Here is a 26,094-nt window from a genome sequence, read left to right as displayed (position 1 = left end):
ACCAACTAGTTACCTACTACACTCGGGCCATGCCTGGAGACGCCGCCGCCACCCGCCGCCGCATCCTGGACGCGGCAATCGCCGAGTTCGCCGCGTTCGGCATCGCGGGCGCCCGGGTCGACCGCATCGCGGCGGCCTCCGGCAACAACAAAGCGATGATCTACAAATACTTCGGGAACAAGGACCGGCTCTTCGACGCGGTCTTCGACGCCATCGTCGTCCAGACCATGAACGACGTCCCGATCGATCCGGACGACCTGCCCGGCTACGCGGCCCGGCTGTGGGAGCAGTACCGCGCGCACCCCGAGCTGCTCCGCCTGGGCCACTGGGACCAGCTCGAACGCGACGGCCTCGGCATGACCGCCGACGTGGCCCGCAAGGCGGCCGCCGAGAAGGTCGACGCGATCGCGGACGGTCAGCGCCGCGGCGTCGTCGACCCGTCGATCCCGGCGGCCACCCTGCTGGCCCTGATTCTCGAGATCAGCCGCACCGGCCTGCGATCCGCCGACCCCGTCACCCACCGGGCCACGATCGAGACCGCCGTCCGCCGCATCGTCACGGCCGCCTGACATGCGGCTGGAGCAGGTCACCCCGGCGAACCTCGAGGCCGCGCTCGCCCTGTCCGTCCGCGCCGACCAGGGTGATCTGGTCGCGCCGGTGGTCACCTCACTCGCCGAGGCCTATGTGTTCGGCGACCACGCCTGGCCGCGCCTGATCTACGACGGCGACCGGCTGACCGGCTTCGTGATGGCCCATTTCGACATTCCCTCGGCCGGCGGCGACCCGCGTTCCGGGCTCTGGCGGCTGAACATCGCCGCCGACGCCCAGGGCCGGGGCTACGGCCGGTTCGCCGTCGAGGCCGTCTGCGACGAGATCCGCTCGCGGGGCGGCACCCGGGCGTACGTTTCCTGGGATCCCCGGGCGGGCGGACCGGAACGCTTCTACCTGAAGCTGGGCTTCCGTCCGACCGGCGAACAGGAGGACGGCGAGACCGTCGGCGTCCGCGACCTCACATCCCAGCGGCGACCGCCACGCCGAGCAGGATGAGCACTCCCCCGGTGACGGCCTGGAGCCGGCGCCGGACAGCCGGGCGCGAGGTGAAGGAGCGGCCCCGGTCCACCAGCCAGGTGAACAGCACGTACCAGGTCGACGTCACCGCCGCCCACAGCACGCCCAGGCCGATGCTGGACAGCAGCACCGGGCCGTCGGGCGTCACGAACTGCGGCAGCAGCGACACCGCGAACACGCCCGCCTTGGGGTTGCCCAGGTTGGTCGCCAGGCCGGCCAGATAGCCGCGCCGGCGCGTCAGTCCCGCACCGGACCCGGCCGCCACCGCGGCCCGGCGCAGGGACCACCACGTCGAGACCCCCAGCAGGACCAGCACGACACCTCCGCTCACCCGGATCATCCGGTACGCGGCAGGGTTGGCGAGCAGCACCGCCGACAGTCCGGCCGCGGCCGCCGTCGACCAGATCAGCAGACCGGTGGCCGTACCCGCGATGGCCGCCGCCGCGGCCACCCGGCCGCCGGTCAGGGTCTGGCGCACGACGAGGGCCTGCCCGGCGCCGGGCAGCATGGCCAGCAACCACGTGGTGACGACAAAAGCGGTGAGATGGATCGGCATGTCCCCAGCGTCGCGGCGGCCGGGCGTTAAGAGAAGCGCGTGATTGCCATGCCAGCATTAGATATTTTTAACCCGTGGAAGCCGCCCATCTGCAGCTGCTCAGCGCCGTCGACCGCACCGGATCCCTGGCCGGGGCAGCCGGGCTGCTGGGACGCACCCCCGCCGCCGTCACCCAGCAACTGGCCCGGGCCGAACGGGCGGCCCGGACGCCGTTGGTGATCCGCGGACCACGCGGGGCGACCCTGACCCCGGCCGGCCGGATCCTCGCCGGACACGGCCGGACCATCGACCAGGCGACCACCGCCGCGGCCGACGACCTCGCCGCCCTGCTCGGCCGGCTCTCCCGGCGCCTGCGCATCGGGGCGTTCCACGCGGCCGCCCTGCACCTGCTGCCACCGGCCCTCACCGCGCTGCGGCACCGTTTCCCCGACGCGGAACTCACCGTGGCCGACCTCCAGTCCGAGCACGGCATCGCGGAGGTCGCGGCCGGCAGTCTGGACATGGCCGTCATCGCCGCCTGGGACACCGCCCCGGCCCCCGCGACCGCCGGCCGGGTCCCGGTGGTCGTGCACCATCTGCTGCGGGACCCCATGGTGGTGGTCCTCCCCGACGACCATCCGCTGCTGGGCGCCGGCCGGCGGATCGACCTGGGCCTGCTCCGCGACGAGTCCTGGGTGACCATCCTCGCCGGGCACGCGGCCCGGGCCCAGTTCGACCGGATCACCGCGGCGGCCGGGTTCACCCCGCGGATCCGCTTCCAGACCGAGTCGTACGACGTCGCGCAGGCCCTGGTCGGCACCGGCATCGGCGTGGCCCTGGTCTCCCGGCTGGCCCTGACACACGCGGCACACACGACGCACCGCGAGCTGCTGCCGCCCGTACCGGAAAGGATTCTGCACGCGGTGACCGCCGCCGATACCAGCACGACACCGCTGGCCGGCGTGTTCCTCGCCCTGCTACGCGACGCCGCCCGCGGATCGTCCGCGTAGGCCGTATCGGAGGTGGACGACGCCGTTGCCGAACCGGCGCTCGTCGAGGAGGTCGAGGTCGGCGCGCAGGCCGGTGGGCAGCCCCGGCTTGCCGCCGCCGACGATGACCGGCCAGACGATCAGCCGGCACTCGTCGACCAGCCCGGCCTGGAACGCCTGCGCCGCGAGGCCGGCCCCGCCGACGGTGAGATCGGAGCCGGCCGCGGCCTTCAGATCGCGTACCGCCGCGGGGTCGAAACGGCGTTCGATCCGGGTGTCGGCGGTGGACACCTCGGACAGGGTCGTGGAGTACACGATCTTGCTCGCCGCCTGCCAGGCGCTCGCGAACGTGGCCATGAGGTCGGACCGCGCGGCCAGCGAGGCGTCGGTCTCCCAGACGGCCATCGCCTGGTACAGGCGCCGCCCGTAGAGCAGCGTGCCCGCCGTCCGCAGGATGCCGGTGGTGAACGCGAACACCTCGTCGTCGGGCGGAAGCCAGTTGAAGGAGCCGCTCTCGTCCTCGATGTAGCCGTCGATCGACACATTCGTCAGGTAGATCAGCTTGCCCATGACGGCCATGATAAGCGGCCGGTGACGCGAAGCTCGGCATCAACCTGCTGGGCTTCGACTCGGCCGGCTGGCCCTACGCCTTCTGAGAAGTGGGGCGCCGCCTGAAGAACGGCGCCCCCTGACCTAACTGCGATAGACCCCGAACTCCCACAACGAATATCCGTACGCGGTGGCCCGTGCCGTCGCGTTCACCCGCACGTAGCGTCCGGTCCCGGTCAGTGACAGGTCGTCGAAGCCCCCGTTACCGGTGGTCGTCGTGTACACCGTGGACCAGGACGATCCGTCGTTCGAGGTCTGCACGGTGTAGCCCTTGGCGTACGCCGCCTCCCACCCGAGCTGCACGCGGTTGAACGACTGGACCGAGCCGAGGTCCACCTGCAGCCACGCGGTGTCGACCCATTCGCTGGCCCACCGGGTGCCGAAGTCGCCGTCGACCGCGTACGCCGGGAGCTGCGGCCCGTTCGTGCCGGTCGGCTGGTACGTCGATGCGGTGGCCGTCCGCCCCCGGGACAGGTTCGTGCCGGGGACGACCGGTGGGACCACCCTGAACGAGCGCTGTTCGATGCCGACGTTGCCCTGGCCGTCGTACGCGTAGACGTAGACCTTCCAGACGCCGAGCTGCTCGGGTGCCCGTACGGTGAAACCGCCGTTGCTGTTTTCGGTGTAGGCCACGTTTGTCAGCGCGGTGTTCCCGGTGATGTGCTTGTCGGAGAACATCAGGTTGTAGCGGATCAGGTCACCGTCCGGATCGGTGGCCGCGGTACTCACCGTGAACGTCCCACCGGCCGGCACCGCCGTCTGGTTACCGACCGTCATCGCGGTGATCTCCGGCGGGGTGTTCGCCGACGCCTGCCCGGTGTACGCCTGCTTCAGCGCGTGATAGCCGAGCCGCCGCCACCCGCCGGTGAACGTGTTCAGCCACACCCCGCCGAAGTCGTTCTCGAGTCCGTAGTGGAACTCGGTCGCGCCCAGCGCCACTCCCGGATGCGCCTTGATCGCGTTCCAGCTGGCCGTGTACCCGGCTCGTTTCTGCAGGTCGGACGGCTCGGCCGGCACCCCGTTGACGTCGGCCGGCACCTCCCACTCGCCGGCCGGGCCACCCTCGGTGACGAGGTACGGCTTCGTGTAACCGCCGTTGATCCAGTCCTGCTTCACCTTGCCGATCGCGCCGTAGGAGTTGACCGCGAGCAGGTCGAGGTCGGGCGCGTACCGCTGGTAGTAGGGCCACGCGCCGGTGTACGCGTCGGTCGAGGTCACCGGGTGGTTCGGGTCGGCCGAGTGGATCGCCTGGGCCACCTCGTCGACGAACCGCGCGTAACCGATCCGCCGCGCCTCGACCTCGGCCGCGGACAGCCCGTGGTCCTGCATGGTCAGGATCACCTCGTTGCCGACGTCCCACATCAGCACGCCCTGCCGGCTCTTGAGCGTGTTCACCCGGGCGACGATCTCGGCCTTCACGGCGTTCTTGTACGCGGTGTCGTTGACGTAGTCGGCGCCCTGGTTGAGCCAGTGCCCGACGATCACTTTCAGTCCCTGCTGCGCGGCCCGGTCGAGCAGCGCGGGCGTGTTCGCGTCGTCGACACCCCAGATCCGGATCGTGTTGACGCCCATGTTCCGCAGGTCCCGCAGATAGCCGTCGGCCGCGGCCTGGGGCGGGCCATAGGTCAACCCCTTGATCTCGTACGCGGTCCCGTTCACGCTCAGTTGCCAGTTCCCCTGGGTCCCGGTCACCCGGGCGACCGACGGGCCGGCCGGGGTCGGCGGGTCGGTCATCGCGGCGGGGGTGCTGCCGGCGGCCCGCGAAACGGTCACCGAGTCGACGGACAGCACGCCGCCGGAGGTGGTGTCCGCGGCCGGCGTGGTGGTCCCGGCGATCGCGTTCGGCAGCGACCCGCCGATCGCCAGGTCGAGCCGCAGGTAGAACCCGTGGTGCACGGCGGCCTGCCACGCGGCGACGCCCACCTGCGATTCGCGCACCACCCAGGTCTGCCGGCCGTCCAGAGAGAACCGGATCTCCTCGTCGGTCTTCGTCCGGTCGATGATCTGGGCGTACTCGTGGTACCCGGTCTGGCACCCCGCGCAGGTGGCGAACCCGCTGGCCCGGCCGTTGTACTCGGCGCACGGCCCGTCGGGCGCGGACCCGCAGTGCAGCGTCTGCGACAGCTGGCCGCGACCGTTGACGCCGGTCATGATGTCGGTCTCGCCGACGCCGGGCCAGTTGGTGTAGGTGCCCCGGTACGCGGCCCCGGTCGCCCGGAACCCGGGCCAGTAGCCGAGGCCGTTGGCCACGTCCGGCTGCTTGAGGACGGCGGCGAACTTCAGCTGCTCACCGGGACGCGGCTCGAAGTCCGTACGTTGCGTCTCGAGACGTCCGGAGGTCCAGGCGCCGGCGCCGTCCCGGACGGCCTTGATCGCCAGCCGGCCGGTGCCGTCCAGGGTCGCGCTGGCGGCGGTCGCGGTCTCCACCTCGCCGGTCCCCCAGTTGGCCGCGCCGCCCGGGTACTGCGTGCCGGTGCGCGACAGCCAGTTCGTGGCGCTCGGTGCCGCACCGGCCGGCCCGGTGAAGTCATCGGTCCAGACGGTCGTCCAGCCGGTGCTCCCGGTGGCCGCGCCGAAGACCTTGAACTCCCACAGCGAGTAGCCGTACCCGGTGCCGCGCTGCACGCCCTGCAGTCGGACATATCGCCCGGAGCCGGTCACGCTGAGCGTCTCGGTGCCGCCCGCGCCGGTGTCCGTGCGGTAGATGTCGGTCCAGGCACTGCCGTCGGCACTGGTCTGGATCTTGTACGCCTTCCCGTACGCCCCCTCCCACTGCAGCACGACCTGGGTGACGGCGAAGGTGGCGCCGAGATCGACCTGGAGCCACTGCGCGTCGGTGAACTGACTCGACCAGCGCGTGCCGGCGGTGCCGTCCACCGCGTTGCCGGCGGCGACGTCGGCGCCTTCCTGCGACGACGCCGTGGCCGGCCGGCCCTGGGAGATCAACGGATCGGCCGCCCGCGCGCCGCTCTGGACCACACCCAGATAAGCGACGGCAAGGACGAGTGCGAGCAACAGTCTTCGTATCACGGGAGCTCCATTGTTAATAGACGCCGGTAACGGATCGACGATTGACACAAACGACGGCACAACCGAGACTCCCCTGTGTGAATCGGTATTCCTCACTGGCTCTGACCGGGTGCGCGCTCATCTCTCTGCTCGGGGTGTCCGCCTGCGGGGGCGAGCCGGCCACCCCCGCGCCGGCGCCGGTCTCCGCGACGGCCGCGGCGGTCTTCGGGGGCACCGATCTGGCCTGGATCGAGATCACCGTCGCGATGGACGAGCAACTGCTCCCGCTGCTCGACCTGGCGCCCACCAACAGCTCCGGGCCGGCCGCGAAATCCCTGTTCGCCGAGGTCAAGGCGCTGCACGAGGACGAGTTGACCAACCTGCGCGCGCTGCACACCGAGGCCGGGCTGCCCGCGGAGAACCAGCACAAAGGCATGCCGATGCCCGGGATGGTGACCCCCGAACAGGTCGCCGAGGCGGCCCCGCTGAAGGGTGCCGAGTTCGACACGTTCGTCGCGGAGAAGCTGAAAGCCCACTTCGATCAGGGCGTCAACCTGGCCGGCAGCGAGGGCAAAGCCGGGGTGGAGCCGCGGACCAGAGCGCTCGCCGAAAAGGTGATCAGCAGTCGCCGAACGTATCTGGCCCGCCTCGGAGAAATCTCCTGACTTTCTGTTATCCGGGGGCCCGGAAATCGTCCGGGCCCCCGGCAGAACAGTGATCTCCGTTACGGCAGTTCATAGTTCGCGTTGAGTGCGGCACCGCGTTCCGGCTTGTACTGATCGAATCCGCGCGGGTCGCACTGCAGCCCGCCGTTGACGCAGTGCGTCACCAGCGCGCCGAGCGTCGGGGCGTCCCAGGCGTTGTAGAAGTCGTAGTGGAACGAGTAACCCCGGCCGCTGGACAGCCGCACCGCCGCCATGTTCCCGCTGACCGGGAACGCCATCTTGAACTCGATCATCGGCACCGCGACCGGGTGCGAGGCCGGGCAGATGCCGACCACCGGGTACGCCATGTGGCTCTTGTGGTCCGGGGTGTCCAGGTGGATGCCGTCCCAGCAGCTCGGCGCCTGGTACCGGATGTTGAGCTGACTGCCGGCCACACAGCCGGCCGGGAAGTCCCAGTTGCGGACGCTGTCGCCGCACTCCCAGCCCTCGACCGCGCCGGGGGCGTTGCGGAACTCGTCCAGCGTGGCGGACGGGCTGCCGACGACGTAGCGCAGGCCGGGCGGGGACGGCCGCACGCTGCGGTAGTCGAGCACGCCGCTCTTGTAGTAGATGACCTGCCGTCCGACCGGCTGCACCGCGGTGTCGCCGTTGAGCAGCGTCGGCATCCAGTAACCGGTCTTGTCACCGGGCGTGATGCACGACGTCTGCCCGGACCGCAGGCTGGTGAGCGTCGTCGCGGCGTTGGTGGTCGTGTTGCCCATGAACGTGTGCGAGTGCGAGGCGCCCGGCAGGTTCGGGAACACGATCGGGTCGTCGGGCAGGTTGGAGCGGCTGACCGAGCAGTTCGCCTGGAACTCGTGGTGCGTGGTCGGCGGGTTCGTGGCCGGCGGGGTGGCCGTGGACGGGACGACACCGGTGACGGGCGGGTTCGCGTACACGTATCCGTCGCCGTTGGGGGGTGGCGTCGTGCCCGGGGTCCCGTACACCTTGAACTCGAGCAGGGAGTATCCGTAGGTCGTGCCGCGCTGCGTCCCGTACATCCGGATGTAGCGCCCGGAGCCGCTCACGGTGAGCGATTCGGTGCCGCCCGCGCCGGTGGTCGTGCCGAAGATGTCGGTCCAGGCGGTGCCGTCGGGGCTGGTCTGGATCTTGTACGCCCTGCCGTACGCGGTCTCCCACTGCAGGACGACGCGGCTGACGGCGGCGGTGGATCCGAGGTCGACCCGGAGCCACTGGGGATCGGCCCACTGGCTGCCCCAGCGGGTCTCGGTGCGGCCGTCGACCGCCGCGACCGCCGGTGACTCGCCGTTCTCGACCGACGAGGCGAGGGCGGGGCGACCCTGGGAGAGCAGCGATTCGGCGGCGTGAGCTGGGACGATACCGAACAGCAGCGCGGTGCCGGCGAGCACCGCGACGCCGATGGGCGACAGGAAACGTCTGAGCTTCGGACTCATGGGGATCTCCTAGGGGAGTTGGAGAGCGCTTTCCGCAGTGTTACGCCCAGGTTGCGTACCCGTCAATATGATGGGGAAGTTCCGGAACCCGGCGGCCTTTCGGCGCTGTGCTGGAGAGCGCTCTCCGAGGTGTGCTATAAAAACCCATGCGGACTGAGCGGCTACCCACCCTCGAGGACGTGGCCCGGGTCGCCGGCGTCTCCCGGGCCACCGTCTCGCGGGTCGTCAACGGCATCCGCAACGTCGACCCGCAGCTGCACGACATGGTCTGGGCCGCGGTCACCGAGACCGGTTACGTGCCCAACCGCCTCGCCCGCTCCCTGGTCACCCGGCGCACCGGCACGATCGCGCTGGTCGTGTCCGACTCCGAGACCCACGACGACGACCCGTTCATGGGCCGTTTCTTCGCCGACCCCTATTTCGGCCGGGTCGTCGGCGGGCTGATGAGCGTGCTGCGCCCGGCCGGCATCCAGCTCGCCCTGCAGATCGTCGGCACCGCCGACCAGCGCACCCGGCTGGTCGGCGACCTGCGGCACGGCCAGGCCGACGGCGTGGTCGTGCTGTCGCTGCCCGGACACGACCCGCTGCCCCGGATGATCACCGAGGCCGGCGTCCCCGCGGTGATGATCGGCCGCCCGGCCGAGCCGATCCCGATCAACTACGTCGACCTCGCCAACGACAGCGGGGCGGCGCTCGCCGCCGGCCACCTGATCCGGCTCGGCCGCCGCCGGATCGCCATGATCTCCGGCCCGGCCGACGTGCCGGCCAGCAACGACCGCGTCACCGGCTTCCGCGCCGCGCTGGCCCGGCACGGCCACGCGTGGATCCCGGTCGTCGCCGGCAACTTCACCCAGGACAGCGGCGCGGCGGCCATGCGTGTTCTGCTCGCCGACCAGCCCGGCCTCGACGGCCTGTTCGTGGCCAACGACCTGATGGCCCTCGGCGCCCTGCTCGTGCTGCGCGAAGCCGGCCGCGACGTCCCGGCCGACGTGGCCCTGATCGGCTTCGACGACAGCAGCGCCGCGACCGCGGCCACCCCGCCGCTGACCACCGTGCGCCACCCCCTGGAGGACATGGCCGCCGAGGCCGCGCGGCTGCTGCTGGCCCGCGTCGAGGATCCCGGCATGCGGGTCTCTTCGGTCATTTACGAACCCGAACTGGTCGAGCGGGGGTCCGCCTGATTCGCGAGACTTGGCAACGGTTGTTAGCGTCGCGGCATCCGGCATGCGCCGGTCGGCCCATCCCGGAGTGTTTCCATGAGCTTTACGCGCGTCCGAGCGTTCATCGTGCTCGGTGTGCTCACCATCACCGCCCTTGTCGTCGTGATCGTCGCGGTCGTCAAGGACACCCAGGGCGGTCCGGTCGCGGACCGTTGCAAGGGCCTGGTCGTGGTGAACGCGACCCTGCCCAAGAGCACCGAGGAGGTCACCGTCAAGGTCTACAACGGGACCAAGCAGGTCGGCCTGGGCTCGGCGGTCACCACCCACTTCAGCAACCGCGGTTTCAAGACCGAGAAGCCGGAGGAGGCCAAGAAGGCCGTCAAGGACGTGGCCGTGCTGCGCTACGGCCCCGAGGGCCTCTCGGCGACCTGGCTCATCCAGGCCTTCTTCCTCAACCAGGCCACCCCGGAGTACAACCCGAAACGCAAGGGCGCCACGGTCGACGTGATCGTCGGCAACGGCTACCAGCAGCTGGCGACGCCGACCGAGGTCAACCAGTCGCTCTCGACGCTGGACCAGGAGCTGCCCCCCGGCTCCTGCGCCGCACCCCGCGCCGAGGCCGCTGCCGTAGCCCCCTGACCCACCGAACCGGGCCGCTCTCCGTCAGGAGTGCGGCCCGGCGGACAGAACGTTCGTTCTGCTACGGGCTGGCGGCGAGGAACAGGAAGACCGCGAGCAGGCTGAGGTGGATGCCCGCCTGCAGGACGTTCGCCCGGCCCGGGACCACCGTCAGGGTGCCGACCACGACCGTCAGCGCCAGCAGGACCATCTGGGTGCCGCCGAGACCCAGCAGCAGCGGGCCCGGGAGCCAGATCATGGCGATCGCGATGGCCGGGATGGTCAGGCCGATGCTGGCCATGGCCGAGCCGAGGGACAGGTTGATGCTGGTCTGGATCCGGTCGCGGGCGGCCGCGCGGACCGCGGCGATCGTCTCCGGGAGCAGCACCAGCAGCGCGATCACCACGCCGACCACCGACTGCGGCATGCCCGCGCCGGCCACGGCCGACTCGATGGCCGGGGACACCCCCTTGGCGAGACCGACGACGGCGATCAGGGCGACGAGCAACAGACCCAGGCTCGCGTACGTGGCCCGGTTGCTCGGTGGCTCCATGTGCTCCTCGTTGTCGATCACCTTTCCGGCCGTGGTGATCGGGAGGAAGTAGTCGCGGTGCCGGCGGGTCTGGACCAGCACGAACAGCAGGTACAGCGCCAGGGACGCCACCGCCGCGAAGGCGAGCTGCGCCGGTGAGAACTGCGGGCCGGGGCGGCTCGTGGTGAAGCTGGGCAGCACGAGGCTCAGGGCGGCGATGGTGGCCACGGCGGCGAGCGCTCCACCCGTACCCTCCGGGTTGAAAACCGCGAAGCGGCGTCGCAGGGCGCCCACCAGCAGCGACAGGCCGAGGATGCCGTTGCAGGTGATCATGACCGCGGCGAAGACGGTGTCCCGGGCCAGGGACTGGGTCTTCTCGCCGCCGCTGATCATCAGCGTGACGATGAGCGCCACCTCGATGATCGTGACGGCGACGGCCAGCACGAGGGAGCCGAACGGCTCGCCGACCCGGTGGGCGACGACCTCGGCGTGGTGCACGGCGGCGAGCACCGCGCCGGCGAGCAGGGTCGCGCTGATCACCACCAGGACCGGCGGCAGGTCGCGGCCCCACGTCAGGGCGAGCGCCAGCACGGCGATCACCGGGACGTACATGGTCCAGCGCGTCAGGTAGGAACTGATCTTGGCAGCCATCGCGAACTACCTTGCCAGAAAGTGCCGACGTCGGCACACGGAGCGATTGCCGGTCGGTGATCCGGGCACTATGACGGTATGTCCTACGTCTCCACCGCGGGCGAGTTCACCCGCGACCAGCGTTACATCGCCACCCGGATCACCGCCGACGGCCGGGACGGCTACCCGGTCGAGCCGGGGCGGTACCGGCTGATCGTGAGCCGGGCCTGCCCGTGGGCCAACCGGGCGATCATCGTCCGGCGCCTGCTCGGGCTCGAGGACGTGCTGTCGATGGGCGTGGCCGGGCCCACCCACGACGAGCGGAGCTGGACGTTCGACCTCGATCCGGACCAGCGGGACCCGGTGCTCGGCATCGAGCGGCTCCAGGAGGCGTTCCGCAAGCGGTTCCCCGAGTACGACAAGGGGATCACCGTGCCGGCGATGGTCGACGTGCCGACCGGGCAGGTGGTGACCAACGACTTCGCGCAGATCACCCTCGACCTGTCGTCCGAGTGGCGGGAGTTCCACCGGCCCGGCGCCCCGGAGCTGTACCCGGCGGACAAACGGGAGGAGATCGACAAGGTCAACAAGTTCGTGTTCGCGGACGTCAACAACGGCGTCTACCGGGCCGGGTTCGCGGGCTCCCAGGACGCGTACGAGAAGGCCTACCACCGGCTGTTCGACCGGCTCGACAAGCTGTCGGAGCTGCTCGCGGGCCAGCGGTATCTGGCCGGCGACACGATCACCGAGGCGGACGTGCGGCTGTTCACCACGCTGGCCCGCTTCGACCCGGTCTACCACGGGCATTTCAAATGCAACCGCAGCAAACTCACCGAGATGCCGGTGCTGTGGGCGTACGCGCGGGACCTGTTCCAGACCCCCGGTTTCGGCGACACGATCGACTTCACGCACATCAAGCGGCACTACTACGAGGTGCACCGCGACATCAACCCGTCCGGCATCGTGCCGCTCGGACCGGACCTGTCGGGCTGGCTCACCGAGCACGGCCGCGAGAAGCTGGGCGGCCGCCCGTTCGGTGACGGCACCCCGCCGCCCCCGCCGAAGGACGCCGAGGTCGTGCCGCCCGGGCACGGCGCGACTATCCAGCCAGAGCTTCTTTGAGCAACATGGCGAGCTGACGCTGCTTCGCCGGCGGCAGGTGGGCCAGCAGCCGGCGCTGCTCGGCGAGGCCCGCCTCCATCGCCCGGTCGGCCACCTCCCGGCCGGCCGCGGTGAGCCGCACCTGGACCCCACGGCGGTCGGTCGGCGACGGGAACCGTTCGATCAGGCCGGCGCGTTCGAGGCGGTCGAGGCGCGCGGTGGTGCCGCCGGTGCTGAGCATCATCGACGCGGCCAGGGCCCCCGGGGAGAGCTGGAACGGCTCACCGGCGCGGCGCAGCGTCGCCACGACGTCGAACTCGGGGCGGCCGATCCCGAACCCGGCGTAGGCCTTCTCCACCGCGTCGCCGGCGGCGCGGGCCAGCCGGAACACACACCGCCCTGACACCGCTCATCTGGGGCACCACCTACGCCGTGACCACCGAATTCCTGCCCCCGGGGCGACCGTTGCTCGGCGGGGTCCTGCGCGCTCTGCCGGCCGGGCTGCTGCTGCTCGCGATCACCCGTACGCTGCCCCGGGGCTCATGGTGGTGGCGCTCGGCGGTGCTCGGCGTGCTCAACATCGGCGCGTTCTTCGCCCTGCTGTTCGTCAGCGCCTACCGGCTGCCCGGCGGGATGGCCGCCGTGCTCGGTGCGGTCCAGCCGCTGATCGTCGCCGCGCTCACCGTCGCGCTGCTCACCGAACGGATCAGCCGCCGCACGCTGCTCGCCGCGATCGCCGGGGCGGCCGGGGTCGCCCTGACCGTGCTCACCGCCGGGGCCCGGCTCGACCCGGCCGGGATCGCCGCCGGTCTCGGCGGCACGGCGTCCATGGCACTCGGGATCGTGCTCACCAGACGCTGGGGCCGGCCGGGGGCCTCACCCCTGGCCGCCACCGGCTGGCAGCTCACCGCCGGTGGCCTCGCGCTCGTGCCGCTCACCCTGGCGGTGGAAGGCCTGCCCGCGACACTCACCCCACGCAACCTCATCGGGTACGGGTACCTGGCACTGATCGCGACCGCTCTCGCGTACACCATCTGGTTCTCGGGTCTGAGCCGGCTGCCGGCCGTCAAGGTCTCCCTGCTCGCGCTCCTGTCGCCGGTTGTGGCGACCGTCCTGGGCTGGGCGGCGCTCGGTCAGGCCCTCACCGCGGTGCAGATCGCCGCCATGGTGCTGGCGTTCGGTGCGGTGGCGGTGGGCACGGTGGCTTCCGGCGCGACGTCAGCGCAGGTCCACGTTCTCCACGATCCGGGTCGGGAAGCCCAGCCGGGCGGCGCGCAGCATGGCCCGGGCGAGCCGGTCGGACGTGGTCGCGAACCGCGGGACGTAGCGGACGATCAACGGCGTGATCGGGGCGGTGAGCGTGTACAGGAGCCGGTACGACCTGGTGCTCGACCGGGCGCCGAAGGTGGGCTGGATGAAGCCGGGCCGGAACGCGTACCCGTTCGGGAAGGTCTTGACGACCTCCAGCTCGGTCCGGCCCTTGACCCGCGCCCACATGGCCCGGCCGTCCACATCCGTGCCGGCTCCTGACACGTACACGAACGTCAGCTCCGGGTTGTGCCGGGCCAGGACCTTCGCCGCGGCCACCGGCAGGTCGTAGCAGATCTTCGTGTACGCGGCCTCGTCGAGACCCGCCGACGAGACGCCCAGGCAGTAGAAACACGCGTCGTAGCCGGCCAGCCTGTCCTCGATCCCGGACAGGTCGCCCAGGTCGGGCACGCTGATCTCGGTGAGCTTGCGATGCCGCAGCCCGGTCGGCCGCCGCCCGATCGAGAGCACCTCCTCGACATCGTCCGCGAGCAGGCTCTCCCGCAGCGCACCCTGACCGACCATGCCGGTCGCGCCGAAGACGATCACCTTCATGCCGTTCCCCCTCGTCTTGTCGTACCCCGCTCCTACAGTGCACCGGTGCCCGTTGAACGATGGTCCCCAGCCCAGGTCGCCGCCGTGGCCCCGGACGCCGGCTCGCTCAGCGGCGCGCGCGGCGTGCACATCCTCGGGACCGGACTCTCCGGCGGCATCCTGTGGGGACTGTGCCGGGGCAGCGGCAAGGATCCGTACCAAGTCTGCGTCGATCTTGCCGCTCCGGCCTACAAGTGTTCCTGCCCGAGCCGCAAGTCCCCCTGCAAACACGCCCTCGGACTGCTGCTCGTCTGGTCCACCGGCCCCATGATCGACGAGTCTGCCACCGCCCCCGCGTTCGTCATCGCCTGGCGCACCGCCCCGCCCCGCGCGCCACGTGCGCCCCGCACCGCCGACCCGGCCACCGCGGTGAAACGCGCGGCCCAGGTCGCCGCCGGGATGACCGAGCTCAGCCGGTGGCTGGACGACCAGATCCACCAGGGCCTGGCGGCCGCCGAACGAACCGGATCCCAGCCGTACGACACCATGGCCGCCCGCCTCGTCGACGCCAAGGCCCCCGGGGCCGCCGCCACCGTCCGCCGGCTCGGCACCGTCGCCGGCATCGGGCCGCACTGGGCCGACCGGCTCCTCGGCGACCTGGCGCTGCTCCGGCTCCTGGTCGCCGGCCACGACCGCCTCGACACCCTCGCCCCGGACCTCGCCGCCACGGTCCGTACCCGCATCGGCTTCCCGACCGCCACCGAGGACGTCCTCGCCGGCCCGGCCGTCCGCGACCACTGGCAGGTCCTCGGCCAGGCCGACAGCGACGACGGCACGCTCACCACCCGCCGCACCTGGCTGCTCGGCGCGCAGACCGGCCGCTTCGCCCTGCACCTCGCGTTCGCGGCACCCGGCCAGTCCCTCGCCGCGGACCTGCTGCCCGGCACCGCGTTCGACGCCGACCTCTGCTTCTATCCCGGGGCCGCCCCGCTGCGCGCCCTGATCAAGGACCGGTTCGGCCCGGTCCGGCCGCTGCGCCCGGCCCCGGTGGGAGCGACACCCCTGGCGGCGGCGCTGTCCGGCTGGGCGTCCACACTGGCCGCCGACCCCTGGCGTACGGACACCCCGGTCCTGATCACCGGCCTGGTCCCGAGCACCGACGGGCACCTGACCGGCCCGGGCGGCGACGCCCTGCCCCTCGCGGCGGGCCACCGGGCCCCATGGTGGCTGCTGGCCGCGGCGGGCGGCACCCCGGCCACGGTCGCCGGCGAATGGACCCCCGACGGCCTGCGCCCCCTGGCCGCCTGGTCCGGCGGCCGCTTCGTCCCGGCCCCACCCCCGGCCCCGGGCGCGGGATCCGGCCACTCCCCCGAGCTACCCCCCGACCTGCTGGCGGCCGCCCTGATCGGCACCGCCCGCCGCCCGTACAAAGCCCTCTCACCCCCCACCCCGACTCCCTCCACCCCGCCTCCCTCCACCCCCGCGCCTCCTTCTGCCGCGGCTCCTGCGGGCGCGGCTCCTGCGGGCGCGGCTCCTGTTTCGCCGGGTGGTGGGGCCGCGTTGCTGGAGGCTGCCGCGACCGCGCTCGTCTATGCACGGGCGGGAGTCACTCTCGGCAGTGGCCATGCGCCGGTGGTCGCCGCCCCGCCGGAGACCGGGCGGCCGCTGCCGGTCGACGCCGGGGAACGGCTGCGCCGGCTGCTGGCCGACGGCGGCACCCAGCAGGCCCAGGAGCTCCTGGGCCAGTGGCTCGCCGCCGCGGCCGGCCATGGTGGCCACGTGCCGCCCGACACGCTGCCGGCCCTGCTGGACCTGGGCCGGCGCAACGGCGCGATCCGCCCTGACCTGGCCCGGGTCGCCGGCGAACGCGGCCACTGGCTGGCCGGGCTGCGCACCGACTGGCAATGGCTGCTCGGCGAAGCGACCGCGGCACCGGGCGACCCCGCGGTCTGGGGCACCGGCACCCCCGGGGAACGCCTGGGCCTGCTCGCGAGCCTCCGGGCCACCAACCCGGCGGCCGGGCTGGCCCTGCTCCGGAGCACCTGGGCCACCGAGGCACCCGAGGACCGCGCCCGCTTCGCCGGCGCACTCTCCACCGGCCTCTCCCCCGCCGACGACACGTTCCTCGACGAGGCCCTCGACGACCGCCGCAAGGAAGTCCGTGAGGCCGCCCTGGACCTGCTCCGACGCCTCCCCGGCAGCGCCCTCGGGCAGCGCATGACCGCCCGGGCCCACGCCGCGGTCACCCTCGACGGCGCGCGCCTGGTCGTGGTCCCGCCGGCCGAGCTGACCCCGGAACTGCACCGCGACGGGATCTCCGCCCAGCCGTCGCGCGGCACCGGCGTACAGGCATGGCTGCTGGAGGAAGTGATCGCCGGGACCCCGCTCACCACCTGGACCGAGGCGTTCGGCCGGGATCCGGCCGGGGTGGTCGCGCTGGCCCGCGGCCACGACTGGGCGACGCCCCTGCTGCACGGCTGGGCCAAGGCCGCGATCGCCCAGCGCGCCCCGGCCTGGGCCGCCGGGCTGGTGGACGACGACCAGCGGGAAGGTGGCGACCAGCCGGAGGGCAGCGGTCTGCGGGAGGCGGTCCGGTGGGACCTGCATCTGCTGCTGCCGCCCGCCGACCTGGCCCGGATCGCCGCCGACTTCCTGCGCCGCGAGGACCACCTCGCCCACCGGCTGCTCGCCGTCCATCCCGGAGCGTGGCCGGACGAGCTGGCCGTCGCGGTGATCGAGACCATCACCCACCGGGCCCGCACCGACCGGCACAGCTGGCAGCTCGCCGAGTTGTGCCGGGCCGCCGCGCACGCCATGCCCCCACGCTTCTCGCCGCACCTCACCCGGCTCGCCGCCGAGCTGGGCGGGACCGATCCTTCCCGGGTACGCCCGGTCGCCGAGCTGGCCCGCACCCTCACGTTCCGGCGGGAGATGCTCGAGGAGTTCGCCTGAGCCGGTTTTGTCGTAGGGCGCCGGTAGCGTTCCCCGCGACACCGTTGGACATGGACAGGAGTTCGCGTGACCGCCCTGCGCCCGCATGCCGAGGACCAGTTCGCCGACGAGCTGGCCCTGCTCGCCGAGTCCGACGACCGGCCGCGCCCGGTGGGATGGCGGCTGTCGCCGCAGGCCGTGGTGACCTATCTGCTCGGTGACGGTGCCAAGATCACCCCCAAGTACGTGGGGCCCCGGCGGCTCATCGAGGTGGCGGTCTCCACCCTGGTCACCGATCGGGCGCTGCTGCTGCTCGGCGTTCCCGGCACCGCCAAGACCTGGGTCTCCGAACACCTGGCGGCCGCGATCTCCGGCGACTCGACGCTGCTCGTGCAGGGCACCGCCGGCACCCCCGAGGAGGCCATCCGCTACGGGTGGAACTACGCCCGCCTGCTCGCCGAGGGCCCGTCGGAGGCCGCGATCACGCCCAGCCCGATCATGCGGGCCATGCGGAGCGGCACGATCGCCCGGCTGGAGGAGCTCACCCGGGTGCCCTCCGACGTGCAGGACGCGCTGATCACCGTTCTGTCCGAGAAGACCCTGCCGGTCCCCGAGCTGAACACCGAGGTCCAGGCCCAGCGCGGCTTCAACCTGATCGCCACCGCCAACGACCGGGACCGGGGTGTCAACGAGCTGTCCAGCGCCCTGCGCCGCCGCTTCAATACCGTGGTGCTGCCGATGCCGGCCTCGGCCGACGACGAGGTCGAGATCGTCGCCCGCCGGGTCGCCCAGCTGGGCCGTTCCCTGGACCTGCCGGAGATGCCGGCCGCACTCGACGAGATCCGCCGCGTCGTCACCGTCTTCCGCGAGCTGCGCGGCGGCCTGACCGAGGACGGCCGTACCAAGCTCAAATCCCCGACCGCCACCCTGTCCACCGCCGAGGTCATCTCGGTGCTCACCAGCGGCCTCGCCCTGGCCGCCCACTTCGGCGACGGCACCCTGCGCCCCGGCGACGTGGCCGCGGGCATCGTCGGCGCGGTCGTCAAGGACCCGGTCTCCGACGCCGTGGTCTGGCGCGAATACCTCGAGACGGTGGTCCGCGAGCGCCCGGACTGGCACGACTTCTACCGAGCGGCGCGCGATGCCTGAGCACCACTACGGCATCCGGCACCACGGCCCCGGCTCGGCCCGCGCGGTGGTCCAGGAGCTCGACCGGCACCGGCCGTCCATCCTGCTCGTCGAGGGCCCACCGGAGGCCGACGACCTGGTCCGCTGGGTCGGCGCGAGCGGTCTGGAGCCTCCGGTCGCCCTGCTCGGCTACGCCACCGACGACCCCCGCCGGGCGGCGTTCTGGCCGTTCGCGGTCTTCTCCCCGGAATGGCAGGCGATCCGCTGGGCCCGGGCCCACGACGTCCCGGTCCGCTTCTTCGACCTGCCGTACGCGTTCCGCCTCACCGCACCCTCCGTCCCGGCCACCCCCTCCGCACCCTCCGCACCGGACCGGGTCCGCCCGGTCGACCCGATCGGGGAGCTGGCCGCCGCCGCGGGGTACGACGATCCCGAGCGCTGGTGGGAGGACGTCGTCGAGCATCGCGGGATCCCCGTGTTCGAGGCGATCGCCGAGGCCATGGCCGCCATCCGGGAGACGTCCGCCGAGGACCCCGAGGATCTGGTCCGCGAGGCCTTCATGCGCACGGTGCTGCGGGAGGTGCGGCGTACCCATCAGGATGTCGCCGTGGTCTGCGGGGCCTGGCACGTGCCCGCGCTGCGGCGCAAGGTCGCCGTCAAGGACGACGCCGCGCTGCTGAAAGGACGCCGCAAGGCCAAGGTCAGCTTCACCTGGGTGCCGTGGACGTACGGGCGGCTGGCCTCCTGGTCCGGCTACGGCGCCGGGGTGCGCTCCCCCGGCTGGTATCACCACCTGTTCACCACCGGCACCGACGTCGTCCCCCGGTGGCTGGTCGACGCCGCCCGGGTGCTGCGGGCCGAGGGCGTGCCCACCTCTTCCGCGCACGTCATCGAGGCGACCCGGCTGGCCGAGACACTCGCCACCGTGCGCGGCCGGCCGCTCGCCGGGCTGGCCGAGGTCACCGAGGCGGCCGAGGCGGTCATGTGTGACGGCGAGCCCCTGCGCGGCGAGCTCATCGGGCGCCGGCTGGTGGTCGGCGAGCGCCTCGGAGCCGTACCCGACGACATGCCCGCCCTGCCGCTCGCCAAGGACCTCGCCGCCCAGCAGAAGACCCTCCGGATGCCGCCGGAGGCGCGGGAGAAGGTTCTGGATCTGGACCTGCGGCGCGACATCGACCTGGCGCGCAGCCGCCTGCTGCACCGGATGCGGGCGATCGGGGTCTCCTGGGGTGAGCCCGACACCGCGCGGCGCGGCACCGGCACGTTCCGCGAGCAGTGGCGGTTGCGCTGGCTGCCCGACTTCGCCGTACAGCTGGTCGAAGGCAGCATGTACGGCACCACGGTGCTCGCCGCGGCCACCGCGAAAGTCACCGAGGCGGCCCGGGACGCCGGATCACTCGGGGACGTGACCACCCTGGTCGAGGTGTGCCTGCTCGCCGAGCTGGGCGACGCGTTCCCGGCGGTGCTCGCCGCCCTCGACGCCCGGGCCGCGCTCGACGCCGACCTCGGTCACCTGATGGCCGCCGTGCCGGCACTGGCCCGGACGCTGCGGTACGGCGACGTACGCCGTACCGATGTGGCCGGGTTGCGAACCGTGACCGCCAGTCTGCTCGCCCGGGTCTGCGCGGGTCTGCCGGCCGCGGCCGGGTCCCTGTCCGACGAAGCCGCCAAAGAGCTCCGCACCCACATCGACGGCGTGCACTCCGCCATCAGCCTGCTCGACAACACCCCGCCCTCTGACACACCGCCCTCTGACGCGCCACCCGTCCCCGCGCCACCCGACGACGCGCCGCCAACCCCCGCGCCGCCCGCTGACGGGCCGCCCGCTGACGGGCCGCCCACTGACGGGCCGCTTGATCATGGTGGGCTGCGTGGGCGCTGGCTGGCCACGCTGGTCGCCGTCGCCGGGCGGGACGATCTGCACGGCCTGCTCGCCGGCCGGCTGGCCCGGTTGCTGCTCGACGCGGGCCGCCTCGACGCGACCGAGGTGCGCCGGCGGCTCGGCCTGTCGCTGACCGCCGGCACCCCACCGGCGCACGGTGCCGCGTGGGTCGAGGGTTTCCTGTCCGGTGGCGGCCTGCTGCTGGTGCACGACGCGGAGCTGCTCGACCTGCTCGACCGGTGGCTCGCCGACATCCCGGCGGACGCCTTCGACGACGTCCTGCCGCTGCTGCGACGAACCTTCGGCGCGTTCGCCACCGGTGAGCGGCGGGCGATCGGCGAGCGCATCGCCGGCGGTGCCCACCTCGAGGCCGAGGTCCGGGTCCTCGATCACGAACGCGCGGCGCGGGTGCTGCCCACGCTCACCGCCCTGCTCGGCCGGGAGGCCCGATGACCGGGGAAGACGTCGCGGCGAAGCGCGAACGGGCCCGGCGGTGGCGGCTCGTGCTCGGCGGCCCGGCCCAGGTCTCCCTGGGCCCGGCCGACGGTCGCGACGGCCGGATGGACGCGGCGCTGTCGGCTCTCTACGACGGCGACGGCGACACCGAGGGCAAGCGCGCCGCCCGGTCGGCGGGTCTGGGCAGTTCGGCGCCGAAGGTTGCCCGCTGGCTCGGCGACATCCGCGAGTATTTTCCCAGCACCGTCGTACGCGTGATGCAGGCGGACGCGATCGAGCGCCTCGACCTGACCCGGCTGATGCTCGAGCCGGAGATGCTCGACGCGGTCGAACCGGACGTCCACCTGGTCGGCACGCTGCTCTCCCTCAACCGGGTGATGCCGGCGAAGACCAAGGACGCGGCCCGCCAGGTGGTCCGCAAGGTGGTCGCCGACCTCGAGGCCCGGATCAGCCGGCAGACACGTACGGCGGTGAGCGGCGCCCTGAACCGCGCGGCCCGGATCAACCGGCCCAAGCACGCCGACATCGACTGGGACCGCACCATCCGCGCCAACCTCGAGCACTACCAGCCCGAGCACCGCACGGTGATCCCCGAGCGGCTCATCGGCCACGGCCGCCGGACCACCACGGTCCAGCGTGACGTCGTCCTCTGCGTCGACCAGTCCGGTTCGATGGCCGCCTCGGTGGTGTTCGCCGGGGTGTTCGCCGCGGTCCTGGCGTCGATGCGGTCGCTGAAGACCTCCTTGGTCGTCTTCGACACGTCGGTGGTCGACCTGACCGACCAGCTCGGCGACCCGGTCGAGGTCCTGTTCGGCACCCAGCTCGGCGGCGGCACCGACATCAACCGCGCGATCGGTTACAGCAGGCGGCTCCTCACCCGGCCCCGGGACAGCATCTTCATCCTGATCAGCGACCTGTACGAAGGCGGCATCCGGGAGCAGATGCTGCGCCGGGTCGCCGAGATGACCGCGGCGGGCGTGCAGGTCGTGGTGCTGCTCGCGCTGTCCGACGAGGGAGCACCGGCCTACGATCATGACAACGCCGCGGCGCTGGCGGCCCTGGGTGTGCCGGCGTTCGCGTGCACCCCGGACGCGTTCCCCGACCTGATGGCGGCGGCGATCGAGAGACGAGATCTGCTGGCCTACGCACGCAAGCTCACCACGTGAGCTCGTCACCCGGCATGCGGCACCGGCCCGACGTGGCCGTCCGCGTCTACAACGAACTCAGCGCGTGCTGAGCCGTCATTCCGTGATGGTCATCCGGGAGATCACGCCGTCGCGGACCCGGAACGTGAAGTGGCTGGGCCCGTTGAAGCCACCGCCACTGACCGTGGCCGTGACCACGTAGGCCCCGTTCTGCAGCGAAGCATGGGTGACCTCGAACCGGGAATGGACGCCGATGTTCTCGCCGTCGCTCCAGCGGCCGATAGCCTTGTGCCCCTGGAACTCCCGGCCCCAGTCGTCGACCACGCCGTCCTCGGCGAACGCCGCGAGAAACCCGGCCCGGTCCTCGGCGTTCGTCGCGTCGAAGAAGGCCCGCACCGGTGCCGGCAACTCAACGCCCATGGTCGACCTCCAGTTGATCAAGCTCTCCGGCACACCGTATCGCGCCCCCGCCCCGACCGCCCGCCCAGAGGGTGGCAGCTACCACCGAGCAGAAAGTTCCCGCAACAGGGTCACGTGGAGAGGCCGCGCGAAGGGCCCACGCGAAGGCGGCCACGCGCAAAGGGTCACGCAGGCAGCAGACCAGCCGGCGCAGGGCCAGCTGGGGCGGGGCCGGCGGGCAGGGTGATCGCGGTCAGCACGATCTCGCCGGCCACCAGGTAGCGTCCCCGGAGCCCGCCGAAGGGCCCGTCCCGCAGCAGTCGCACCGCGAACTCCCCGGTCATCACGTCGGCGGACGGCTCGAAGGTTATCGCGGCCTCCTCGAAACCGAGCCACTCGCCGGTCTGCGGGAACCAGACTTTGTAGACCGATTCCTTGGCGCTGAACAGCAACCGTTCCCACCACACCTCGGGGGCCGCGTCCCGCAGCGAGGCGAGGTGCGCCCGCTCCTCCGGCAACGAAACCACCTCCAGCACCCCGGCCGGCAACGCCCCGTGCACCTCAGCATCGATCCCGACCCCAGCGACCTCACCGCCAGCGACCTCACCGCCCGAGACCTCACCACCAGCGACCTCACCACCGGCGACCCGGGCGACCGCTGCCGCTCGGTAGCCGAGGCAGTGGGTCATGCTGCCGACCACGCCGGCCGGCCAGATCGGGGCGCCCCGGTCGCCGCGCAGGATCGGGGCCGGGGGTAGGCCGAGTTTGCCGAGGGCCTGCCGGGCGCACCAGCGGGCCGCGGTGAACTCGCTGCGCCGCTTGGGTACGGCGTTGGCGATGAGCTCACGCTCCCCCGGCAGCAGTGTGGTCTCGGCGACGTCGGCCACGGTCCACGCCGAGTGCACCCCGGGCGGCAGGATCCGCTCGATCATCCGAGGTGTCCCTTCAGGAAGTCGAGCAGAGCCCCGTTCACGGCCTCGGGCTGTTCCAGATAGCCGTAGTGGCCCGCCGCCGCGACCTCGTGGAAGACCGCGCCGGGGATCACCGCCGCCAGCTCACGGCCGCGGGCCGGTGGGGCGATCAGGTCGTCGGCGAACGACAGCACCAGGGTGGGCACGCTGATTTTCGCGTACGCGTCCCGGCGGTCACTGTCCAGCGTCACGTCCAGTTGCGCCCGCTGACCGGGGTCCATGATGTCCGCCGGGGACAGTTCGAGGATGTCGAGCCAGTCCTGGGCCGATTCCGGATCGTTCAGGGTGCTCGGGGAGAGGTTCTGCAGCGCCCTGGTGACCGCGGAATACGTTGCCGGCAGCGCGATCCCGGCGTCGGCCAGGTCGCGGTCGGCCTGGGCGAGGGCGACCGAGAGAGCGTCGGGGCGGGCGCGCGATGCCATCAGGGACGCGGTTCGCACGAGCTCAGGACGTACGAGAGCAAGCTCCTGGGTGATCAACGCCCCCATGGAGGCGCCGACGATGTGACAGGGACCACCCACGACCCGCTCGATGATGGTCGCCGTGTCGGCGACGAGGTCACCCACCGTGAGGCCGGCGCGGGCCGGGCCGCTGTCGCCGACGCCGCGGTTGTCCAGGGTGAGCACCCGGTACCCGGCCGCGACGAGCGCCGGGACCTGGTGCAGCCGCCAGGTCCGGCCCCGGGAGCCGGTGCCCGCGAGGAACAGGACGAGAGCGCCGCGCCCGAATTCTTCGTAGCTCAGGGTGACGTCGCCGACAGTGGTCGAGGGCATGCCCGGAACCCTACCGGCGGATACTGGCCGGATGGGACCCCAGATCCGCCGGTTGATCTCCGCGCTGCCCGCCGAGCCGGGGGTGTACAGGTTCCGCGACGAGACCGGGCGCGTGCTCTACGTGGGACGGGCGACCGAGCTCAGGGCCCGCGTCGCGTCCTACTGGGGTGCGCTCAAGGACCGGCGGCACCTGCGGCGGATGGTGCCCCGGGTCGCCCGGATCGAGGCGGTGGCCTGCGACTCGGTCCATGAGGCCGCCTGGCTCGAACGCAATCTGCTGGAGCACTCGAAGCCGCGGTGGAACAGGACGGCCGGCGGGCAGGAGATCCCCGCCTACCTGATGCTCGACACCCGCCCGTCGACCGCCGGGGTCCGGCTCACCCATGTGCCCGAGCCCGAGGTCACCGGGGTGTCCCGTTTCGGGCCCTACCTCGGCGGCGTCCGGACCCGTCTCACGGTCAGCGCGCTGCATCGGGTGCACCCTCTCGCGTACACGAGGAAGGGTCTGACCGGCGCGGAGCGTGACATGGCCGCACAGCGGGGAGTGACCGCGGACGACCGCGACGAGCTGGCCCGGGCCGTCGCGGCGGTCCTGCTCCGCGAGCCGGTCGCGGTGGCGACCGCCCAGGAAACCCTTGCCCGGGTACGCGACAGAGCAGCCGATTCGCTGGCATTCGAACTCGCCGGACGGGTGCAGGACGAGGCGCGCGCCCTCGCCTGGGTCACCGCCGCGCAGCGGGTCACCAGCGACGGGGCCGGTGACTTCGCGGTGCAGGGGTGGGCGGACGGTGTCCTCGTGTCCTTCACCGTCCGCGACGGCCGGGTGCGGACCTGGACCCAGCGCCACACCTCCCGTCCCGCCGCACCGCCCCCGCCGGGCTGGGAGGGTTTCGCCCGGCGCAACGCCGAACTGGCCGCCCGGCTGGCCACTGTGGTGTCCTGAGGTGTGCCCCGTTCGGATCAACCTCGCCGAAAACCGGATGCTCATCCCCCCGATCGCGACGATCATGGGGTAATGCGTACGCCCCATCAGTCCGTCGACCGGCTCGGCAGCCGTCCCGTGGAGCCGGCGGTCCCGTCGCTCTCGCTGCCGCTGACCGGTTCCGTCGATGACGGCGACCGGCTGATCGACGTCGTCGACCTGCTCGCGCTGGACGCGTTCGTCACCGGGCGGGAGCCGTTCGGGCGCACCAGTTACCTGGAGAACGTCCGGGCGGACGCGGCATTGACCACGGACGGCGCCACCCTCGTCCGCGACGCGCTCGAGGAGGACAGCCACGGCCGGCTCTCGGTCGGCGACGGCTGGACCCTGCACGTGACCCGCTGGAAGCAGAGCCGCCGGGCCCGGGTGACGGTGACCGCGGTCAGCGCCGAGCTCGCCGAGTCCGTGCTGACGTCGGCCTCCGCGAACGCCGTCGAGGAACCCGAACCGGCCGCGGACAGCGTCCCCATCGGCTTCTGGCACTTCGGCCCGCACGGCCCCCGCCGGGCCCAGCGCGAGATCGACGCCGCCCCCTGGAACAAGATCCGGGCCAACTACGCGGAGCCGGTCGCCCGTACCCTCGAACGCCTGATGGCCCTCGACGGCACCGCGGTGGCCGGCCGCCTGCTGTTGTTGCACGGCGAACCGGGCACCGGCAAGACCACCGCGCTGCGAGCCCTCGCCCAGCAGTGGCGAACCTGGTGCCAGGTCGACTGCGTCCTCGACCCGGAACGCCTCTTCGGCGACCCGGCCTACCTGATGAGTGTCGCGCTCGGCAGCGGCGACGACGACGAGCCCCGCTGGCGGCTGCTCATGCTCGAGGACTGCGACGAACTGATCAGCGGCGAGGCCAAGGCCAGCGCCGGCCAGTCCCTCTCCCGCCTGCTCAACCTCACCGACGGCCTGCTCGGCCAGGGCCGCAACGCACTGATCGCGATCACCACCAACGAGGACCTGGCCTCCCTGCACCCCGCGGTGGTCCGGCCGGGCCGGTGCCTGGCCAGCATCGAGGTCGGGCGCCTCCCGTACGCGGAAGCGGCCGCCTGGCTCGGCCGGTCCCAGGGCATCGGGCCGGACGGGGCTACGCTGGCCGAGCTGTACGCCCTGAAGACCGGGGCCCAGCCGGTCACCGTGCCGGAGTCCGCGCCTTCCACCGGCATGTATCTGTAGCGCTGGGCGGGACGGGCTTCCGCACCGTGGCCCCGCCCTCGCGGG

General features: G+C 72.3%; 23 protein-coding genes and 1 pseudogene. 14 read left to right on the top strand and 10 right to left on the bottom strand.

Translation table 11 applies throughout. From position 1 onward, the window contains the following. Window positions 1-29 precede the first annotated feature (29 nt). Window positions 30-569, top strand: coding sequence for a TetR family transcriptional regulator (locus ACIA6A_RS30635; protein WP_396101415.1), 540 nt, complete (start codon window positions 30-32; stop codon window positions 567-569). A gap of 1 nt (window position 570) precedes the next feature. Next, on the top strand, window positions 571-1,047 hold the full coding sequence (locus tag ACIA6A_RS30630) for a GNAT family N-acetyltransferase (RefSeq protein WP_396101414.1): 477 nt from the start codon (window positions 571-573) through the stop codon (window positions 1,045-1,047). Here the strand turns inward: ACIA6A_RS30630 and ACIA6A_RS30625 are convergent. Beyond that, window positions 1,010-1,624 carry a LysE family translocator gene (locus ACIA6A_RS30625; protein WP_396101413.1) on the bottom strand — a complete coding sequence of 205 codons (615 nt, stop codon included), beginning with the start codon at window positions 1,622-1,624 and terminating at the stop codon, window positions 1,010-1,012. The two genes, ACIA6A_RS30630 and ACIA6A_RS30625, sit on opposite strands and share 38 nt — an antisense overlap. A gap of 74 nt (window positions 1,625-1,698) precedes the next feature. On the opposite strand from ACIA6A_RS30625, the gene ACIA6A_RS30620 reads away from it, so the two are divergent. Continuing rightward, entirely contained in the window at window positions 1,699-2,613 is a 915-nt protein-coding gene (locus tag ACIA6A_RS30620) for a LysR family transcriptional regulator (RefSeq protein WP_396101412.1), read from the top strand. Here the strand turns inward: ACIA6A_RS30620 and ACIA6A_RS30615 are convergent. Further along, entirely contained in the window at window positions 2,581-3,162 is a 582-nt protein-coding gene (locus ACIA6A_RS30615; RefSeq protein WP_396101411.1) for a dihydrofolate reductase family protein, read from the bottom strand. The genes ACIA6A_RS30620 and ACIA6A_RS30615 overlap by 33 nt on opposite strands. 123 nt (window positions 3,163-3,285) lie before the next feature. Then, on the bottom strand, window positions 3,286-6,231 hold the full coding sequence (locus ACIA6A_RS30610; RefSeq protein ID WP_396101410.1) for a discoidin domain-containing protein: 2,946 nt from the start codon (window positions 6,229-6,231) through the stop codon (window positions 3,286-3,288). A 77-nt stretch (window positions 6,232-6,308) separates the two neighbouring features. Between ACIA6A_RS30610 and ACIA6A_RS30605 the strand changes: the two genes are divergently transcribed. After that, a complete protein-coding gene (locus tag ACIA6A_RS30605) occupies window positions 6,309-6,875 on the top strand; it encodes a DUF305 domain-containing protein (protein WP_396101408.1) in 567 nt (188 codons plus the stop codon). A gap of 59 nt (window positions 6,876-6,934) precedes the next feature. On the opposite strand, the gene ACIA6A_RS30600 is transcribed toward ACIA6A_RS30605, so the two are convergent. Further along, window positions 6,935-8,329, bottom strand: a complete 1,395-nt coding sequence (locus ACIA6A_RS30600; protein ID WP_396101407.1) for a DUF1996 domain-containing protein — start codon at window positions 8,327-8,329, stop codon at window positions 6,935-6,937. Window positions 8,330-8,475: 146 nt separating this feature from the next. On the opposite strand from ACIA6A_RS30600, the gene ACIA6A_RS30595 reads away from it, so the two are divergent. Together ACIA6A_RS30595 and ACIA6A_RS30590 are read left to right on the top strand one after the other, a co-directional pair. Further along, complete coding sequence (locus tag ACIA6A_RS30595; protein ID WP_396101406.1) at window positions 8,476-9,510, top strand: LacI family DNA-binding transcriptional regulator; 1,035 nt, start codon at window positions 8,476-8,478, stop codon at window positions 9,508-9,510. 75 nt (window positions 9,511-9,585) lie between these two features. After that, a complete protein-coding gene (locus tag ACIA6A_RS30590; protein WP_396101405.1) occupies window positions 9,586-10,128 on the top strand; it encodes a LytR C-terminal domain-containing protein in 543 nt (180 codons plus the stop codon). 61 nt (window positions 10,129-10,189) lie between these two features. Here ACIA6A_RS30590 and ACIA6A_RS30585 read toward each other — a convergent pair whose 3' ends face one another. Next, complete coding sequence (locus ACIA6A_RS30585; protein ID WP_396101404.1) at window positions 10,190-11,290, bottom strand: calcium:proton antiporter; 1,101 nt, start codon at window positions 11,288-11,290, stop codon at window positions 10,190-10,192. A 78-nt stretch (window positions 11,291-11,368) separates the two neighbouring features. Here ACIA6A_RS30585 and ACIA6A_RS30580 point away from each other — a divergent pair, with 78 nt between their 5' ends. Further along, entirely contained in the window at window positions 11,369-12,391 is a 1,023-nt protein-coding gene (locus ACIA6A_RS30580) for a glutathione S-transferase family protein (protein WP_396101403.1), read from the top strand. On the opposite strand, the gene ACIA6A_RS30575 is transcribed toward ACIA6A_RS30580, so the two are convergent. Continuing rightward, window positions 12,369-12,776 (bottom strand): MarR family winged helix-turn-helix transcriptional regulator, encoded by a 408-nt coding sequence (locus tag ACIA6A_RS30575; RefSeq protein ID WP_396101402.1) that lies wholly within the window; start codon window positions 12,774-12,776, stop codon window positions 12,369-12,371. The two genes, ACIA6A_RS30580 and ACIA6A_RS30575, sit on opposite strands and share 23 nt — an antisense overlap. A 26-nt stretch (window positions 12,777-12,802) precedes the next feature. On the opposite strand from ACIA6A_RS30575, the pseudogene ACIA6A_RS30570 reads away from it, so the two are divergent. Beyond that, window positions 12,803-13,504 (top strand): annotated as a pseudogene (locus tag ACIA6A_RS30570) (EamA family transporter); the annotation flags it as partial. 84 nt (window positions 13,505-13,588) lie between these two features. Here ACIA6A_RS30570 and ACIA6A_RS30565 read toward each other — a convergent pair. Continuing rightward, complete coding sequence (locus ACIA6A_RS30565) at window positions 13,589-14,233, bottom strand: epimerase (RefSeq protein ID WP_396101401.1); 645 nt, start codon at window positions 14,231-14,233, stop codon at window positions 13,589-13,591. Window positions 14,234-14,278: 45 nt separating this feature from the next. Here ACIA6A_RS30565 and ACIA6A_RS30560 point away from each other — a divergent pair, with 45 nt between their 5' ends. The 4 genes from ACIA6A_RS30560 to ACIA6A_RS30545 all read left to right on the top strand — a co-directional run bounded on the left by ACIA6A_RS30560 (window position 14,279) and on the right by ACIA6A_RS30545 (window position 21,775). Further along, on the top strand, window positions 14,279-17,164 hold the full coding sequence (locus ACIA6A_RS30560; protein ID WP_396101400.1) for a DUF5691 domain-containing protein: 2,886 nt from the start codon (window positions 14,279-14,281) through the stop codon (window positions 17,162-17,164). 66 nt (window positions 17,165-17,230) lie between these two features. Beyond that, window positions 17,231-18,292 carry an AAA family ATPase gene (locus tag ACIA6A_RS30555; protein WP_396101399.1) on the top strand — a complete coding sequence of 354 codons (1,062 nt, stop codon included), beginning with the start codon at window positions 17,231-17,233 and terminating at the stop codon, window positions 18,290-18,292. Beyond that, the gene (locus ACIA6A_RS30550) at window positions 18,285-20,606 is read left to right on the top strand and encodes a DUF5682 family protein (RefSeq protein WP_396101398.1); all 2,322 of its coding nucleotides are present in this window, start codon (window positions 18,285-18,287) and stop codon (window positions 20,604-20,606) included. The genes ACIA6A_RS30555 and ACIA6A_RS30550 overlap by 8 nt, the downstream gene beginning before the upstream one ends. Beyond that, window positions 20,603-21,775: a VWA domain-containing protein gene (locus tag ACIA6A_RS30545; protein WP_396101397.1), complete on the top strand. Its 1,173-nt coding sequence runs from the start codon at window positions 20,603-20,605 to the stop codon at window positions 21,773-21,775. The genes ACIA6A_RS30550 and ACIA6A_RS30545 overlap by 4 nt, the downstream gene beginning before the upstream one ends. Before the next feature lie 75 nt (window positions 21,776-21,850). On the opposite strand, the gene ACIA6A_RS30540 is transcribed toward ACIA6A_RS30545, so the two are convergent. From ACIA6A_RS30540 to ACIA6A_RS30530, 3 genes are all read right to left on the bottom strand, one after another. Beyond that, window positions 21,851-22,174 (bottom strand): nuclear transport factor 2 family protein, encoded by a 324-nt coding sequence (locus tag ACIA6A_RS30540; protein ID WP_396101396.1) that lies wholly within the window; start codon window positions 22,172-22,174, stop codon window positions 21,851-21,853. A gap of 164 nt (window positions 22,175-22,338) precedes the next feature. After that, window positions 22,339-23,085, bottom strand: coding sequence for a 4'-phosphopantetheinyl transferase (locus ACIA6A_RS30535; RefSeq protein WP_396101395.1), 747 nt, complete (start codon window positions 23,083-23,085; stop codon window positions 22,339-22,341). Next, entirely contained in the window at window positions 23,082-23,897 is an 816-nt protein-coding gene (locus tag ACIA6A_RS30530) for an alpha/beta fold hydrolase (protein WP_396101394.1), read from the bottom strand. Before ACIA6A_RS30530 ends, ACIA6A_RS30535 begins: the two co-directional genes overlap by 4 nt. 31 nt (window positions 23,898-23,928) lie before the next feature. Here ACIA6A_RS30530 and ACIA6A_RS30525 point away from each other — a divergent pair, with 31 nt between their 5' ends. Together ACIA6A_RS30525 and ACIA6A_RS30520 are read left to right on the top strand one after the other, a co-directional pair. Continuing rightward, a complete protein-coding gene (locus tag ACIA6A_RS30525; protein WP_396101392.1) occupies window positions 23,929-24,840 on the top strand; it encodes a GIY-YIG nuclease family protein in 912 nt (303 codons plus the stop codon). A gap of 72 nt (window positions 24,841-24,912) precedes the next feature. After that, a complete protein-coding gene (locus ACIA6A_RS30520) occupies window positions 24,913-26,049 on the top strand; it encodes a DUF5925 domain-containing protein (protein WP_396101391.1) in 1,137 nt (378 codons plus the stop codon). The last annotated feature ends 45 nt before the right edge of the window (window positions 26,050-26,094 follow it).

The organism is Actinoplanes sp. NPDC051494 (genome assembly GCF_044454705.1).
Lineage (GTDB): Bacteria > Actinomycetota > Actinomycetes > Mycobacteriales > Micromonosporaceae > Actinoplanes.
Note: the sequence above shows the minus strand (reverse complement) of the source record. Positions and strands in the feature narration are given on the sequence as shown.

Excerpts from the sequence above, each read along its gene's own strand:
- ACIA6A_RS30635 (WP_396101415.1), top strand. The coding sequence starts at position 30 with ATGCCTGGAGACGCCGCCGCCACCCGCCGCCGCATCCTGGACGCGGCA.
- ACIA6A_RS30630 (WP_396101414.1), top strand. The coding sequence starts at position 571 with ATGCGGCTGGAGCAGGTCACCCCGGCGAACCTCGAGGCCGCGCTCGCC.
- ACIA6A_RS30625 (WP_396101413.1), bottom strand. The coding sequence starts at position 1,624 with ATGCCGATCCATCTCACCGCTTTTGTCGTCACCACGTGGTTGCTGGCC.
- ACIA6A_RS30615 (WP_396101411.1), bottom strand. The coding sequence starts at position 3,162 with ATGGGCAAGCTGATCTACCTGACGAATGTGTCGATCGACGGCTACATC.
- ACIA6A_RS30600 (WP_396101407.1), bottom strand. The coding sequence starts at position 8,329 with ATGAGTCCGAAGCTCAGACGTTTCCTGTCGCCCATCGGCGTCGCGGTG.
- ACIA6A_RS30595 (WP_396101406.1), top strand. The coding sequence starts at position 8,476 with ATGCGGACTGAGCGGCTACCCACCCTCGAGGACGTGGCCCGGGTCGCC.
- ACIA6A_RS30590 (WP_396101405.1), top strand. The coding sequence starts at position 9,586 with ATGAGCTTTACGCGCGTCCGAGCGTTCATCGTGCTCGGTGTGCTCACC.
- ACIA6A_RS30585 (WP_396101404.1), bottom strand. The coding sequence starts at position 11,290 with ATGGCTGCCAAGATCAGTTCCTACCTGACGCGCTGGACCATGTACGTC.
- ACIA6A_RS30580 (WP_396101403.1), top strand. The coding sequence starts at position 11,369 with ATGTCCTACGTCTCCACCGCGGGCGAGTTCACCCGCGACCAGCGTTAC.
- ACIA6A_RS30565 (WP_396101401.1), bottom strand. The coding sequence starts at position 14,233 with ATGAAGGTGATCGTCTTCGGCGCGACCGGCATGGTCGGTCAGGGTGCG.
- ACIA6A_RS30550 (WP_396101398.1), top strand. The coding sequence starts at position 18,285 with ATGCCTGAGCACCACTACGGCATCCGGCACCACGGCCCCGGCTCGGCC.
- ACIA6A_RS30545 (WP_396101397.1), top strand. The coding sequence starts at position 20,603 with ATGACCGGGGAAGACGTCGCGGCGAAGCGCGAACGGGCCCGGCGGTGG.
- ACIA6A_RS30540 (WP_396101396.1), bottom strand. The coding sequence starts at position 22,174 with ATGGGCGTTGAGTTGCCGGCACCGGTGCGGGCCTTCTTCGACGCGACG.
- ACIA6A_RS30535 (WP_396101395.1), bottom strand. The coding sequence starts at position 23,085 with ATGATCGAGCGGATCCTGCCGCCCGGGGTGCACTCGGCGTGGACCGTG.
- ACIA6A_RS30530 (WP_396101394.1), bottom strand. The coding sequence starts at position 23,897 with ATGCCCTCGACCACTGTCGGCGACGTCACCCTGAGCTACGAAGAATTC.
- ACIA6A_RS30525 (WP_396101392.1), top strand. The coding sequence starts at position 23,929 with ATGGGACCCCAGATCCGCCGGTTGATCTCCGCGCTGCCCGCCGAGCCG.
- ACIA6A_RS30520 (WP_396101391.1), top strand. The coding sequence starts at position 24,913 with ATGCGTACGCCCCATCAGTCCGTCGACCGGCTCGGCAGCCGTCCCGTG.